Raw genomic sequence first — 15,196 nt, 5'->3', positions numbered from 1 at the left:
TCAAAGTGGCAGCATTGTACGCTGTGAATCGGCTGGGATCTACCTGTGGATAATATGGGTATAGTAATTAATTGGCTAAGGCGTGATGGTACGCATGATGGGGTTCTGCAGCGAGATCAGCGTTTCGGTGGACTGGATCTCGTCAATGGTCTGGATCTTGTTGATAAGTACCTGTTGCAACGCATCTATTGAGCGGCACATCACTTTGATAAACACGCTGTAGTGGCCGGTGGTGTAGTAAGCCTCAACCACTTCCTCCAGGCTTTCGAGCTTTTTCAGTGCCGAAGGATAGTCTTTAGCACTCTTTAATATAATGCCGATAAAACAGCAGACATCGTAACCCAGGCGTTTAGGGTTCACGTCAACCCGTGCGCCGGTGATGATACCGGCCTGCTTCATCTTTTCTACTCGCACATGAATGGTACCGGGACTGACGGCAAAGTTCTTGGCCAGTTCGGCGTAAGGCGTGCGGGCATTTTCCATCAAAGCGTTAAGAATGCCGCGATCGAGATTATCGATCTGATAATTTTCAGCCATTTAATCCCCCACTAATTGCTGATTGTTGAATTATTGCCGCATCAAAATGAACGATTAAAAGTGAAAAGGCAATATTGATTAGCGGATATTGAATTACGGTGCCGTTCTGTTGCTTAATCGTTGGCAACAGAGACAGGTTTATAAGAGATACGGCAATGAAAAAACAGTTTATTCAAAAACAACAACAAATCAGCCTGGTTAAATCCTTCTTCTCACGCCAGCTGGAACAGCAGCTTGGCCTGATCGAAGTGCAGGCGCCGATCCTCAGCCGCCTGGGTGACGGTACCCAGGATAACCTGTCAGGCAGTGAGAAAGCGGTGCAGGTAAAGGTCAAAACCCTGCCGGAAGCCACCTTCGAAGTGGTGCACTCACTGGCGAAATGGAAACGTAAAACGCTGGGCAGCTACGATTTTGGCGTCGGTGAAGGCCTGTATACCCATATGAAAGCATTGCGTCCTGATGAAGATCGTCTGAGCGCGATCCATTCGGTCTACGTCGATCAATGGGACTGGGAGCGGGTGATGGGGGATGGTGAGCGCAGCCTGGATTACCTGAAAAGCACCGTGAGCAGTATTTATGCGGCGATTAAGGCCACTGAAGTCGAAGTGAGCCGCGAATATGGCTTAACGCCGTTCCTGCCAGAGCAGATTCATTTTGTTCACAGTGAAACCCTGTTGCAACGCTACCCGGAACTGGATGCCAAAGGCCGTGAGCGGGCGATTACCAAAGAGCTGGGCGCGGTATTTCTGATCGGGATCGGCGGTAAGCTGTCGCACGGCAAATCACACGATGTCCGTGCGCCGGATTATGATGACTGGACGACACCGGCGGCAGAAGGGCTGGCAGGTTTGAACGGCGATATTCTGGTCTGGAACCCGGTATTGCAGGATGCCTTCGAGCTTTCTTCTATGGGGATTCGCGTTGACGCCAGTGCGCTGAAGCGCCAGTTGGCGCAAACCGGCGATGAAGATCGTCTGGCGCTGGAGTGGCATCAGTCATTGCTGCGTGGCGATATGCCGCAGACTATCGGTGGCGGTATCGGCCAGTCACGCCTGGTGATGCTGTTGCTGCAACTGTCGCACATTGGTCAGGTGCAGTGTGGCGTGTGGTCACCGCAAGTGCGTGACGCGGTCGAAGGGCTTCTGTAACAATCAGCGCCGCCAGCGGCGCATCAAGCGGCTTTTTAACCCGGTATCAAAGCGCCAGATATGATCGAAGATGCGCATGATGCCGGGTTTGCCATAGCTGGACATCGCCACCGCGTGAAAGCGTTGCTGGTGGTTCTGCTGCTGCTGTTTGACCTTCTTTATGACCTCCTCCGGCAACCGCTGGGCAATAAAGTCAGAAATGATCACCGCATCCGCGTCGAACCAGCCGCTCTCCGCCATTTTACTCACCGTGGCGTTCAGGCAGGCTGCCAGATCTGTGCCGCCGCGAAACTGCTGACCGAGAAAACGCACTGCCTGTTCAATTCCGCTGGCGGCCGTAAGCTCGTAATGCACTATCTGGTTGGCGAACAGCATGATGTAGCAGCGGCGGTTATCCGCCAGCGCAATGCGCAGCAGCGCCAGACAAAACGCCTTGGCGCACTGCTCATTGAACCCACCCATGGAGCCTGAGGTATCGACACAGACGATAAACGGGCCGCGTGGCTGCTGATCCTGCTGCTGGTGGGTGACCTGCCGGATCGTTATCTGTTCCTGCCAGACATCGCCCTGCAGGCGGTAGCTCAATAACTGCTTTTCCAGCAGGCGCCGGTAAAACTCAAATTCCAATTCTTCGATACCCAGCGTGACCAACTCAGGCGGCAGCAGGCGCAGAATATCGTCGCTCTGATGAATACCGCTGACCTCTTCCGGCAGCGTGGCGGGTACCTGCACCATGACGCGAAACGGCTCTGGCAAAGCATCCTGTTGCTGTACCGCTTTGGCCTGATAGCTGCGCCCAAGCTGCTGCGCCAGCTTTTTCAGTTCCGGCTGCTGCTGCAGGAAGTTGCCGTATTCCACCAGCCGTTGATAATCGCCGCGCTGAAGATGGCCTTTGCTCATGTCCCACAGTCGCCCGGCGGCGGTGTCGTTTTCCGACAGCAGCGGTTCCAGCGCCCCACTCAGTGCCAGGCGCTCCTGCAGCTCTGCCATCAGCTGTTCGCGTTCCTGTTCCAGCAACTGATGATGCATCATGGTGGCCTGCAGCGTCAGGCTGATACGCCAGCGTTGTAAAAACAGGGTCTGGAAACTGTCGTCCAGCGGATGATTGGGCAGATCGGCGGCATCCACCAGCGAGCGAGCCTGCTCATAGAAAGGAGAAACCAGCTGGCGCAGCAGGTCCAGAGTGTCATTGAGGTTATGAAAGAACTGGGTATTGTTCTCTAACTGGCACTGTTGATAGCGGTAAAATTCTTGCGCCAGCGCAGGTGGCACCATGGCTTCATGCAGACGCTGTTTCAACTGCAGCTTCCAGCGCGGCAGGTCGCGATCCAGCGCCCGGCGGATCGCCGGAAACTTCTTGAAGAAAATCGACAGCTGCGGGGCCGCCAGCATACCGATGATCATCTCCTCGATCAGTTCACCTTCGGTGATCGCCAGCAGCAGATCGAGCGTTTCCAGGCTGAGCATGCTTACTGACCGCGCATCTGCTGGTGCTGCTGTTTGATTTGTTCCGCCACCTGCAACAGGCTGGCCTCAATTTTTGCCAGCCTGGCGGCCGGGGTAAACAGGCAGGGCTGATGCTGACTGAACAACCGACGCTGTTCCGCCAGACGCTGAGCCAACTGGTCCATTTCGTCGAGCATTGCCTGAGGCGTTCCCCCGGTCTTTATACCGGGCAGGGCCAGCAGCGAAGGCTGACGACTGACGTCCAGTACCGTCAGATGCAGTTTTTCGTCCACTTCCAGATCGATCTGCTGGGCAAAGCCGATGCCGTTCAGTTTGGCGCGTACGTCGCCGCCTTTTTGCAGCCAGTTTTCCAGTACGCTGTTTTCAATACTCAGATGGTTAACCTGAATATCATGCAGCTGCAGCGGTTTTTGCAGCAACAGTGTCAGGGGGCCGGTGCCGAGCGGCGTGGCCAGGGCAAACTGCGGCTTTCGGCTGAACATGCCGCCTTTTTTTACCAGTGTGATCGCCTGACTGTCGCTCTGCTGTTGTTGGTGCTGCAGCCAGCGGGTGAGGATCTGTTGCAGCTGGATCAGCAGCGTTTGCTGTTGGTAGGCCGACTCGTTTAGCAACTGCTCTACTTGCTGCTGCAGCAGTTTTAGCGAGGTGAGATCGTGCCACAGGCAGTCTTTCAGCAGCAGCAGGTCGATCGGGGCCACGGCGTCGCGACCACTGAAAAAGGCGCAGGCCTGCAACAGGCGCAATGCCTTCTTCCATCGGCGATCGGAAACGTAAGGAGCATGGTCCAGCGCATCCAGCCGCTGACGCAGTTGGAATATCAGTTCGAAGCAGCTTTCAGGCAGCTTGATTTTGTCGATCTGCGATTGCCACTGATGATACTCCTCGTCGGTGATGCTCAGGGCTTCCGGCACCGGGTTTTCATTCTCGTTCTGGCGACTGACCAGCAACGAGCGAAAGTTCTGCTTGTCCTGCACTTTGTCCAGCCACAGGCGTATCAGCATGCGGTCGTACAGCGCTTCCAGGCTGCTGTCGGCTTCCGGCAGTTCGTTGGAGGCGGTGACCAGCAACCGCAGGGGGATCGGTTCCTCCGCGTTGCCGTTACGGAAGCGACGTTCGTTGATCGCGGTCAGCAGGGTATTGAGGATTGCCGGGCCGGCTTTCCAGATCTCATCCAGAAATACGATTTCCGCTTCGGGCAGGTAGCCGGCGGTCAGGCGCTGATAGCGGCCTTCGTCTTTTAACGCCTGGATGGATAACGGGCCGAACACCTCTTCTGGCGTCGAGAAGCGCGTCATCAGGTATTCAAAGGAGCGCGCATGGCGAAAGGCGAATTTTAACCGGCGTGCAATCAGGCTTTTGGCAATGCCCGGTGGACCGAGCAGGAACACGCTTTCACCGCTGAGCGCCGCCAGCAGACACAGGCGAATGGCTTCCTGACGTTCATAAAGACCGCTCTCCAGCGCGCTGCTGAGGCGGGAAATCCGTTCTGCAAGAAGTGATGATGGCGCCATATTATTGTCGTGTTGTCCGAGAGTTAGCCAATCTTGGTGGATAATCCGATGATAAACCACCATTATTTTTAATGGTATAGCTTGTTGATTAGTAAAATCTTTCTATTATCAAAAGAGCGGCCGGTTCACATTTTGTTTATTTTTTGGGTCTGATATAAGAGTAGGCAAGCAGTATAAATCGTGCATACTGTGCGCCTTTTAGTGGGCGTAACGGATCTTAGAGCCCGTATCTCTGGCTGATGCGGATGCATCGCTAACGGATGTTCTAATAAAGAAACGAATTATGAGCACAGAGCATAAACAGTCCTTATCGGCGGTAACCCTGGCGGCAATTGGGGTGGTTTACGGTGATATCGGCACCAGTCCTCTCTATACTCTCAGAGAGTGTTTCTCCGGCCATTACGGCTTCGATGTTCGTCCAGACGTAGTTTTCGGCTTCCTGTCGCTGATTTTCTGGATGCTGATCATCATTGTTTCCCTTAAATACCTCACTTATGTCATGCGGGCAGATAACGCCGGCGAAGGCGGGATCCTGACGCTGATGTCGTTGGCCGGGCGTAATACTTCAGCGCGCACTACCGCAGTGTTGGTGATCCTGGGCCTGATTGGCGGCAGCTTCTTCTATGGCGAGGTGGTGATCACCCCGGCGATATCGGTGATGTCCGCGATAGAAGGGTTGGAAATCGCCGCTCCGTCGCTCGATGGCTATATCGTTCCGCTGTCGATTCTGGTGCTGACGCTGCTGTTCGCCATCCAGAAACACGGTACCGGCAGCGTCGGTAAGCTCTTTGCACCGGTGATGCTACTGTGGTTTATCGTCCTGGCGGTACTGGGGGCGCGCAGCATTATGGCTAACCCGGAAGTGTTGCAGGCGTTGAACCCGAAATGGGCGCTGAACTTCTTTATTGAATATAAGAAGGTTTCGTTCTTTGCGCTGGGTGCGGTGGTGCTGTCGATTACCGGCGTTGAGGCGTTGTACGCCGATATGGGCCACTTCGGCAAATTCCCTATTCGCCTGGCCTGGTTCACCGTGGTGTTGCCTTCACTGGTGCTGAACTATTTTGGCCAGGGCGCTCTGTTGCTGAAAAATCCCGAGGCGATCAAGAACCCGTTCTTCCTGTTGGCGCCGGACTGGGCGCTGATCCCGCTATTAATTCTGGCGACGCTGGCCACGGTTATCGCCTCGCAGGCGGTGATCTCCGGCGTGTTCTCCCTGACCCGTCAGGCGGTGCGCCTGGGTTACCTGTCGCCAATGCGCATCATCCATACGTCTGAAATGGAATCTGGCCAAATCTACATTCCGGTGATCAACTGGACGCTGTATATCGCGGTGGTGCTGGTGATTGTCGGTTTCGAACACTCCAGTAATCTGGCGGCGGCCTACGGCATCGCCGTGACCGGCACTATGGTGCTGACCAGTATTCTGGTGACGTCGGTGGCGATTAAAAACTGGCACTGGAATCGCTTCTTGGCCGTCGGCATTCTGGTTGTCCTGCTGATTATCGACATCCCGATGTTTTCCGCCAACGCCCTGAAACTGTTCTCGGGGGGTTGGCTGCCGCTGATGTTGGCGCTGGTGATGTTCATCATCATGACCACCTGGAAGAGCGAACGTTTCCGACTGCTGCGCCGCATGCACGAGCACGGCAATTCTCTGGAGGCGATGATCGCCTCACTGGAAAAATCGCCACCGGTGCGGGTGCCTGGCACCGCGGTCTTTATGTCACGCGCCATCAACGTGATCCCTTTTGCGCTGCTGCATAACCTAAAGCACAACAAGGTGCTGCACGAACGCGTGGTGCTGTTGACGTTGCGTACCGAGGATGCACCTTACGTTCACAACGTGCGGCGAGTGACCATCGAACAGCTGTCACCGACCTTCTGGCGGGTGGTGGCCAGCTATGGTTGGCGTGAAACGCCGAACGTTGAAGAAGTGTTCCACCGCTGCGGGCTGGAAGGGCTGCCGTGCCGGATGACGGAAACCTCGTTCTTTATGTCGCACGAGTCGTTGATCCTGACCAAACGGCCGTGGTACCTGTTCCTGCGCGGCAAGCTGTTTATTGCATTGAGCCGCAATGCGCTACGTGCGCCGGACCAGTTTGAGATCCCGCCTAATAGGGTGATCGAGCTGGGAACCCAGGTCGAGATTTAACTCCCCCTCAAGGGCTCAGCCACCGCTGGGCCCTTTCTGTTTAACCCCGTCATACTTGAAGCTGCCTCTTTGTTGGCTGCACCAGCTCATTCCGGTCACATAGTGGACTATGCTCCCGGGAATTCGCAGGCTTGCCGCCGCGATGCAACGTCAATTATTTAAGGTATCTGTTCTCGGTAACACGAGCGAAACGTTTCGATGACGATCACACTTCTGCATTATCCCGGTTGCCTTCTACTGACGTTTTTTTAAACTCCAGACACAAGCGAAACGTTTCGCTGGCGGAATGAGAAGAACAAGATGAAAAAAGGCGTGTTGCTGAATGCTGATGTCTCTGCCGTGGTTTCCCGTCTCGGTCATACCGATCAGATAGCTATCGGCGATGCCGGGCTGCCTATTCCGGCGGCCACACAGCGCATCGATTTGGCGCTGACTCAGGGGGTGCCGACTTTTCTACAGGTACTCGAGGTCGTGACGCAGGAGATGCAGGTCGAAAGCGCGATTCTGGCGGAAGAGATCGTTAAGCAAAATCCACAGCTTCATAGCGCGTTATTGGCTCAGCTGACCGAACTTGGCCAACGCCAGGGGAAGAGCATCAGCCTGAGCTATATCAGCCACCAGGCTTTTAAAGCACAAACGGAACACTGCCGTGCGGTGATCCGCAGCGGGGAATGTTCGCCCTACGCGAACGTGATCCTTTGCGCCGGCGTAACTTTCTGAGGCACCTATGCAACCTTTACTGCAACTGAAAGGGATCGATAAAGCCTTTCCCGGCGTGAAGGCGCTTTCCGGCGCTGCGCTCAGCGTGTACCCGGGCAAGGTGATGGCGCTGGTGGGTGAAAACGGCGCCGGGAAATCCACCATGATGAAGGTGCTGACCGGCATTTATAACAAAGACGCCGGCAGTCAGTACTTTCTCGGAGAAGAGGTGGCGTTCAACGGCCCAAAGGATTCGCAGGAAGCGGGCATCGGCATCATCCATCAGGAACTGAACCTGATCCCGCAATTGACCATTGCGGAGAACATCTTCCTCGGGCGTGAGTTCGTTAACCGTATCGGCCGCATCGACTGGAAGCGCATGTATGCCGAAGCAGACAAACTGCTCGCACGACTGAACCTGAGTTACAGCAGCCACCGGCTGGTGGGGGAACTGTCGATCGGCGATCAGCAAATGGTGGAAATCGCCAAGGTGCTGAGCTTCGAATCGAAAGTCATCATTATGGATGAGCCGACGGATGCGTTGACCGATACCGAGACGGCCTCTTTATTTAAAGTGATCAATGAACTGAAGGCCGAAGGGCGAGGGATTGTTTACATCTCCCACCGGCTGAAAGAGATTTTTGAAATTTGCGATGACGTCACGGTGTTTCGTGACGGGCAGTTTATCGCCGAGCGTCCGGTCAGTGAGCTGCAGGAAGATTCGCTGATAGAAATGATGGTCGGCCGCAAGCTGGAAGAACAATACCCGCGCCTCAACCAGCCGCGCGGTGAAAAACGGCTGGAGGTCAGTCAGGTTTCCGGTCCGGGTGTGCATGACGTCAGCTTTACGCTGTACCGTGGCGAAATTCTTGGCGTCGCCGGGTTGATGGGCGCCGGACGTACCGAGCTGATGAAAATTCTCTACGGGGCAGCACCGCGCAAGGCCGGCACGGTCAGCCTCGATGGCCGCCAGGTGGTCACTCATTCTCCACAGGACGGTTTGGCGAACGGCATTGTGTATATCTCCGAAGACCGCAAGCGCGATGGTCTGGTGTTGGGGATGTCGGTGAAGGAAAACATGTCGTTGACCGCGCTGCGCTATTTCAGCCGTGCCGGCGGCAGCCTGAAACAGGCCGAAGAACAGCAGGCGGTGGGGGATTTCATCCGCTTGTTCAATATCAAGACGCCGTCGATGGAACAGCCCATTGGCCTGCTCTCCGGCGGCAATCAGCAAAAAGTGGCAATCGCCCGCGGCCTGATGACGCGGCCAAAGGTGTTGATCCTCGATGAACCGACACGCGGTGTTGATGTCGGTGCCAAAAAAGAAATCTATCAGTTAATTAACCAGTTCAAGCAGGAAGGTCTGAGCATCATTCTGGTGTCGTCGGAAATGCCGGAGGTCATGGGCATGAGCGACCGCATTCTGGTGATGCACGAAGGACTCCTTAGCGGCGAGTTCCCGATTGAACAGGCCACCCAGGAAGCGTTGATGGCTGCGGCCGTTGGCAAGCAATACGGCGTAAAGCAGGAGTAATCAGATATGAGTTCCCAGAGTGTGGCAAAGCGCTGGTTCAGTAAAGAGTGGCTGTTAGAGCAAAAATCACTGATTGCTCTGCTGGTGCTGATCGCCGTGGTCTCTTCAATGAGCCCAAATTTCTTCACCCTAAATAACCTGTTCAATATTCTGCAGCAAACCTCTGTTAACGCCATTATGGCGGTGGGGATGACGCTGGTGATCCTCACTTCCGGCATCGATTTGTCGGTGGGATCGCTACTGGCGTTAACTGGTGCGGTAGCGGCATCGATCGTGGGCTTTGAAGTTAACGCGGTGGTGGCCGTGGCGGCGGCACTGGCATTGGGGGCCGCGGTCGGCGCCTGTACCGGGGTGATTGTTGCCAAAGGCAAGGTGCAGGCATTTATTGCGACCCTGGTGATGATGCTGCTGTTGCGCGGCGTCACCATGGTGTACACCAACGGCAGCCCGGTGAACACCGGCTTTACCGACGTGGCCGATACTTTCGGCTGGTTCGGCATCGGCCGGCCGCTGGGCGTGCCAACCCCGATCTGGATCATGGCGATCGTCTTTATCGCTGCGTGGTACATGCTGCACCATACCCGTCTGGGCCGCTATATTTATGCTCTGGGCGGCAACGAGGCGGCGACCCGCCTGTCCGGTATCAGCGTCGATAAAGTAAAGATTATCGTTTATTCGCTTTGTGGTTTGTTGGCGGCGTTGGCGGGCGTGATCGAAGTGGCGCGCCTGTCTTCCGCGCAGCCGACCGCCGGCACCGGCTATGAGTTGGACGCCATTGCCGCAGTGGTGCTGGGCGGTACCAGCCTGGCCGGCGGCAAGGGCCGCATCGTTGGTACCTTGATCGGGGCGCTGATCCTTGGCTTCCTGAACAACGGATTGAATTTACTGGGTGTTTCTTCTTACTACCAAATGATCGTGAAGGCAGTGGTGATACTGCTGGCGGTTCTGGTAGAGAACAAAAGCAACAAATAACCTCCCCCTACAGGAATCACGATGATGAAAATGAAAAAACTGGCAATTTTGGCTTCAGCCTTCGCACTGAGCGCCACCCTGAGCGCTAACGCGCTGGCGAAAGACACCATTGCGCTGGTGGTTTCCACGCTGAACAACCCGTTCTTTGTCTCAATGAAAGAGGGGGCGCAGCAGGAAGCCAACAAGCTGGGTTACAACCTGGTGGTGCTGGATTCGCAGAATAACCCGGCGAAAGAGCTGGCTAACGTGCAGGATCTGATGGTGCAGGCGCCTAAGCTGCTGCTGATTAACCCAACCGATTCCGATGCGGTCGGTAACGCCATCAAGATGGCCAATCAGGCCAAGATCCCGGTCATCACCCTGGACCGCGTGGCGAGCAAGGGCGAAGTGGTCAGCCATATCGCTTCGGATAACCGCGTTGGCGGCAAAATGGCCGGTGATTTCATTGCCAAAAAAGTGGGCGCAGACGCTAAAGTGATCCAACTGGAAGGGATCGCCGGTACCTCCGCTGCCCGTGAGCGTGGCGAAGGCTTTAAACAATCACTGGATCAGAACAAATTCAAACTGTTGGCCAGCCAACCGGCAGATTTCGACCGTACCAAAGGCCTGAACGTGATGCAGAACCTGCTGACCGCTCACCCAGATGTGCAGGCGGTGTTTGCCCAGAACGATGAAATGGCGCTGGGCGCCCTACGTGCGCTGCAAACCGCCGGTAAAACCGACGTGGTCGTGGTAGGCTTCGACGGCACTGCCGACGGCGTGAAAGCGGTTGAGGGCGGCAAGCTGGCGGCTACCGTCGCGCAGCGTCCGGATCAGATCGGCGTGATCGGCGTAGAAACCGCCGATAAAGTGCTGAAAGGCGAGAAAGTGTCGGCTACCATTCCGGTGGATTTGAAACTGGTCACCCAATAAGTCATACCAGCGCCATCAAAACGGGGCGTTTATGATGGCGCGTAATTCAGGAATCAATGCGATGGCAACAGGTAAGATGGTGGTTCTGGGCAGTATCAATGCCGACCATATCCTTAATATTGAGCAGTTTCCTCGCCCGGGCGAAACGGTGATCGGGAAACAGTATAAAGTGGCGTTTGGCGGCAAAGGCGCAAACCAGGCGGTGGCGGCTGGGCGCAGCGGTGCAGATATCGCTTTTATCGCCTGCGTGGGTGCCGATGACATCGGTGAACGCGTGCGTCAGCAGCTGGCGAGCGATCGCATTGATACCCAACCGATAGAAGCTATTGCCGACAGCACCACGGGCGTCGCGCTGATTTTCGTTAATGCGGAAGGCGAGAACGTGATCGGCATCGATGCGGGTGCCAATGCCGCAGTGACCCCCGATTATCTTGCACGTTATCAGCAAAAGGTTATCGACGCCGACGCGTTGCTGATGCAGCTCGAGTCTCCGTTGGAAACCGTTATCGCAGCCGCCAGCCTGGCGAAACAGCATCAGACGCAGGTTATCCTTAACCCGGCACCTGCTCGTGAGCTGCCGGACGATCTACTGGCGACTATCGATATGATTACGCCAAACGAAACCGAAGCTCAGCGCCTGACCGGTATTGCGGTCAATGACGATAATGATGCCGCGCGCGCCGCTCAGGCGTTGCACGATAAAGGTATCGCAACGGTGATCATCACCCTTGGTAGCCGTGGCGTGTGGCTGAGTGAGAACGGCAACGGCAAATTGGTACCAGGTTTCAAGGTTAAAGCGGTCGATACTATCGCCGCTGGCGATACCTTCAACGGGGCGCTGGTCACGGCGTTGCTGGAAGGCAAAATCATGGCGGATGCGGTGCGCTTTGCTCATGCAGCAGCGGCAATTGCGGTGACCCGTCCCGGCGCCCAACCTTCCGTGCCCTGGCGCGAAGAGATTGACGCCTTCTTGCAGCAGCAGGAGTAACCCCCTTGGCCACCATGAAAGATGTCGCCCGCCTGGCGGGTGTTTCAACCTCGACGGTTTCGCACGTTATTAATAACAATCGCTTTGTCAGCGACAGCGTGCGAGCCAAAATCATGGCGGCTATAGAACAACTGAACTATGCGCCTTCCGCCCTGGCGCGCAGTCTCAAACTGAATCAGACGCGAACCATCGGCATGCTGGTCACTTCCAGCAACAACCCCTTTTATGCTGAGGTGGTGCGTGGCGTCGAGCGCAGTTGTTATGAACGTGGCTACAGTTTGATCCTGTGCAATACCGAAGAAGATGCTGCGCGCATGAACCGCAATATGGAGACGCTGCTGCAAAAACGCGTCGACGGTTTGCTGTTGATGTGTACCGAAAACCATCGGCCATCGCAGGATGCGTTGAGTCGCTACCCGTCTCTACCGATAGTGATGATGGACTGGGCACCGTTCGAAGGGGCTAACGACATCATCCAGGACAACTCTTTGTTGGGCGGCGAGATGGCGACCGATCATCTGATCGCTCGCGGGTATCGCAAAATCGCCTGCATCGCCGGCCCGCAGGATAAAACCACGGCACGCCACCGACTGGAAGGTTACCGCAGTGCCATGCAGCGTGCTGGGCTGGCGATCCTGCCGGGGTATGAAGTGCACTGCGATTTTGAATTTGAAGGCGGTGTCATGGCCATGAAACAGCTGTTGGCCTTGGCTGAGCCACCCCACGCGGTGTTCGCCGGCAACGACGCGGTCGCGGTGGGGGCTTACCAGGCGTTGTATCAGGCTGGGTTATCGGTACCACAGGACATGGCGGTGATGGGTTACGACGATATCGAACTGGCCAAATACCTTGCGCCGCCGCTAAGCACCATTCATCAACCTAAAGATTCGCTGGGCGAATTGGCGATCGATGCGTTGATCAACCGCCTGCAGAATCCGGAACGTGAAGCTCAGGTTCTGGTACTGACCCCTGAGCTGGTGGAACGCGCTTCTGTTGGCCGCCGCTAGCGAGTAGCTTCGGCTTCTTTCTTGCTGTCACGGCCGCTGATCAGGTTACGGCCGTCCTTCCTTTTTAACAGCATAAAGACAAACGCTGAGGCCAGGGTGACAATCCCCATGGTGATAAAGGTGTAGTGGAAGTGATCGACCATGGTGCCGAGCGACATAGATTCATAGAAACGCAGCACCGCTGCGCTGATCGCCACGCCGAAGCTGATGGAAAGCTGCTGAGTAACCGCCAGCACGCTGTTGCCGGAGCTGGCATTGGCATCGTTTAAATCCGCCAGGCTGATGGTATTCATGGCGGTGAACTGTGTAGACATCGCCATCCCCAGCACGAACAGCGGCAGGATCATCAACCACAGCGGCATTCCCGGGCTTTGTAATGCAAACTGGGCGATCAGCACGCCGATAATCAACGTGATGCCAACCAGCGTTTTGCGATAGCCGAACCAGCGCAGCACTTGAGTCACGGTGGATTTCGCCATCAGTGAGCCGATGGCCGTCGGTGCCATCATGCAGCCCGCAATAATCGCCGAGTAACCGAAACCGACCTGCAGCATCAGCGGCATCAGGAACGGCACGCAGCCGGTACCCAGGCGTGAAGCGACATTGCCGGCGATCCCCACGGAGAAGGTGCGAGTCTGGAATAAATCCAAACCAATCAGTGGCTGAGGGTGCCTGCGGGCATGAGCGATATAGCCGAACAGCATCACCACGCCGCTGAGCAGAATACCCAGTGAGATATAGCTGGCCAGCACCTGTTCCCCAAACAGCTCAAGCCCGGTAGAAACCAGCACCAGACTCAGGCCAAACAGCATAAAGCCGAGGAAATCGAACCGACGCTTGGGCGTGGTGAAGTCCGGCATATATTTGCGTGCATAGAAGATGCCGAGCAGGCCAATCGGGATGTTGATAAGGAAAATCCAGTGCCAGGTGGCGTAGGTGACCAGCCATCCCCCCAGCATCGGCCCCATGATCGGGCCAACCAGCCCGGGCATGGTCACGAAGTTCAGAACCGGCAACAGCTCGCTGCGCGGGTAGGCGCGCAACAGGGCCAAACGTGCTACCGGCATCATCATCGCACCACCAACGCCCTGAATGACGCGTGAGGTCACCAACACGCTTAGCGTTGGGGAAAGCGCACACAGCAGCGAACCGAGAGTAAATAGCGAAACCGCAAAGATAAATACCCGCCGGGTACCGAAACGGTCTGCCAGCCAGCCACTGACCGGGATCAGCATGGCAACCGTCAACGTATAGCTGATTACGGCAGACTGCATCGCCAGTGGCGAGCGCTCCAGGCTTTGCGCTATCGCAGGCAACGCCGTGTTGAGGATGGTGGCGTCCAGCGCCTGCATAAAGAATGCCATTGCGGCGATCCAGGGGAGCCCTGCCATACTGCGCGCGGATTTAGTCATTATGATTCCCGGTTAACTGTCGTATTCGTCCCTTCATTGTTCTTCTATATATAAGTAGGGCATGAGTTAGTCTTTCTCTCTGAGCAAGACTTGGCAGGCGGCTAATGCCCCTGCGCCGTCGCCGGCGAGTATCGCATCGACAATGGCCTGATGGTTCTGGAGCTTAATCACTTCGTTACCGGTGATGGCGCGGAAGTAACTTTGATACACCGAACTGAACAGGTTGGCGAATGATGTGAGAAACGGATTACCGCTGGCCTCATAGATAAGCTGGTGGAACTGGGTATCAACCTGGATCCAGTGCTCGCGGTCAAACTGAACATGCAGTGCCCGCATTTCCGCCATCAGTTCAGCCAACCGCGCAGTTTGCTGCGTGCTGGCGTTGGCAGCCGCCAATGAGCAGGCCTGAGGTTCCAGCGAGGTTCGCAGGATAAGGAAATGCTGCATCACCTGATCGAAGTTCTCTTTGGTCATCCACCAGGTCAGTAAATCCTGATCGAGAAAGTTCCACTGGCTTTGCGGCATGACCCGAGTGCCGATGCGCGGACGGGGGAGCAGCATGCCTTTGGCGGCCAGCATCTTCACCGCTTCACGTACCGCGGTGCGGCTCACGCCAAATTGTTCCCCGAGTTCCATCTCCCCGGGCAGGATACTGCCGGCCTGATAATCGCCTGCCAGAATTTGTTGGCCGAGTTTTTCTGCAAGTAGATAAGAAAGATTGCGTTGGGCGGCCTGTTGTTGAGCATTAAATTGCATGGCTGCGAGTCCTTACTGACATTGTTACTCTTATTTTACTCTACGGATCGCCAGCTTTTGTCGCTGATTTCCGGAAAAAGTGACGAAAACGCTGGCTTGTG

13 protein-coding genes are annotated in these 15,196 nt (G+C 55.8%); 8 read left to right on the top strand and 5 right to left on the bottom strand.

Annotated elements, in window-relative coordinates; translation table 11 throughout:
* Positions 1 to 75 precede the first annotated feature (75 nt).
* A complete protein-coding gene (gene asnC, locus AAZT04_RS20690) occupies positions 76 to 537 on the bottom strand; it encodes a transcriptional regulator AsnC (RefSeq protein WP_004950461.1) in 462 nt (153 codons plus the stop codon).
* Between the two features lie 155 nt (positions 538 to 692).
* Here asnC and asnA point away from each other — a divergent pair, with 155 nt between their 5' ends.
* Complete coding sequence (gene asnA / locus AAZT04_RS20685; RefSeq protein ID WP_262244812.1) at positions 693 to 1,685, top strand: aspartate--ammonia ligase; 993 nt, start codon at positions 693 to 695, stop codon at positions 1,683 to 1,685.
* 3 nt (positions 1,686 to 1,688) lie between these two features.
* Here asnA and viaA read toward each other — a convergent pair whose 3' ends face one another.
* On the bottom strand, positions 1,689 to 3,152 hold the full coding sequence (viaA, locus tag AAZT04_RS20680; protein ID WP_046374847.1) for an ATPase RavA stimulator ViaA: 1,464 nt from the start codon (positions 3,150 to 3,152) through the stop codon (positions 1,689 to 1,691).
* Positions 3,153 to 3,154: 2 nt separating this feature from the next.
* The gene (gene ravA, locus AAZT04_RS20675; protein ID WP_434681553.1) at positions 3,155 to 4,663 is read right to left on the bottom strand and encodes an ATPase RavA; all 1,509 of its coding nucleotides are present in this window, start codon (positions 4,661 to 4,663) and stop codon (positions 3,155 to 3,157) included.
* Between the two features lie 283 nt (positions 4,664 to 4,946).
* Here ravA and kup point away from each other — a divergent pair, with 283 nt between their 5' ends.
* The 7 genes from kup (at position 4,947) to rbsR (ending at position 12,927) form a co-directional block, all read left to right on the top strand.
* Positions 4,947 to 6,815 carry a low affinity potassium transporter Kup gene (kup, locus tag AAZT04_RS20670; protein ID WP_048759302.1) on the top strand — a complete coding sequence of 623 codons (1,869 nt, stop codon included), beginning with the start codon at positions 4,947 to 4,949 and terminating at the stop codon, positions 6,813 to 6,815.
* 300 nt (positions 6,816 to 7,115) lie between these two features.
* On the top strand, positions 7,116 to 7,535 hold the full coding sequence (gene rbsD / locus AAZT04_RS20665; RefSeq protein ID WP_020837697.1) for a D-ribose pyranase: 420 nt from the start codon (positions 7,116 to 7,118) through the stop codon (positions 7,533 to 7,535).
* A gap of 7 nt (positions 7,536 to 7,542) precedes the next feature.
* Positions 7,543 to 9,048, top strand: a complete 1,506-nt coding sequence (gene rbsA, locus AAZT04_RS20660) for a ribose ABC transporter ATP-binding protein RbsA (protein WP_434681550.1) — start codon at positions 7,543 to 7,545, stop codon at positions 9,046 to 9,048.
* A gap of 6 nt (positions 9,049 to 9,054) precedes the next feature.
* Positions 9,055 to 10,020, top strand: coding sequence for a ribose ABC transporter permease (rbsC, locus tag AAZT04_RS20655; protein ID WP_020837695.1), 966 nt, complete (start codon positions 9,055 to 9,057; stop codon positions 10,018 to 10,020).
* A 24-nt stretch (positions 10,021 to 10,044) separates the two neighbouring features.
* Entirely contained in the window at positions 10,045 to 10,932 is an 888-nt protein-coding gene (gene rbsB, locus AAZT04_RS20650) for a ribose ABC transporter substrate-binding protein RbsB (RefSeq protein ID WP_041415747.1), read from the top strand.
* Between the two features lie 61 nt (positions 10,933 to 10,993).
* Positions 10,994 to 11,920, top strand: coding sequence for a ribokinase (gene rbsK, locus AAZT04_RS20645; RefSeq protein WP_434681548.1), 927 nt, complete (start codon positions 10,994 to 10,996; stop codon positions 11,918 to 11,920).
* 5 nt (positions 11,921 to 11,925) lie between these two features.
* Complete coding sequence (gene rbsR / locus AAZT04_RS20640) at positions 11,926 to 12,927, top strand: ribose operon transcriptional repressor RbsR (RefSeq protein WP_434681545.1); 1,002 nt, start codon at positions 11,926 to 11,928, stop codon at positions 12,925 to 12,927.
* Here rbsR and mdtD read toward each other — a convergent pair.
* Positions 12,924 to 14,339, bottom strand: a complete 1,416-nt coding sequence (gene mdtD / locus AAZT04_RS20635) for a multidrug transporter subunit MdtD (RefSeq protein WP_041415120.1) — start codon at positions 14,337 to 14,339, stop codon at positions 12,924 to 12,926. The two genes, rbsR and mdtD, sit on opposite strands and share 4 nt — an antisense overlap.
* A gap of 66 nt (positions 14,340 to 14,405) precedes the next feature.
* Positions 14,406 to 15,095, bottom strand: coding sequence for a FadR/GntR family transcriptional regulator (locus tag AAZT04_RS20630; RefSeq protein ID WP_046374852.1), 690 nt, complete (start codon positions 15,093 to 15,095; stop codon positions 14,406 to 14,408).
* Positions 15,096 to 15,196 lie beyond the last annotated feature (101 nt).

It is taken from the genome of Serratia sp. Je.1.23.a, from assembly GCF_051129805.1.
GTDB lineage: Bacteria > Pseudomonadota > Gammaproteobacteria > Enterobacterales > Enterobacteriaceae > Serratia > Serratia liquefaciens.
The sequence above is the reverse complement of the archived record's forward strand: the minus strand, read 5'-3'. Positions and strand labels throughout refer to the sequence as shown.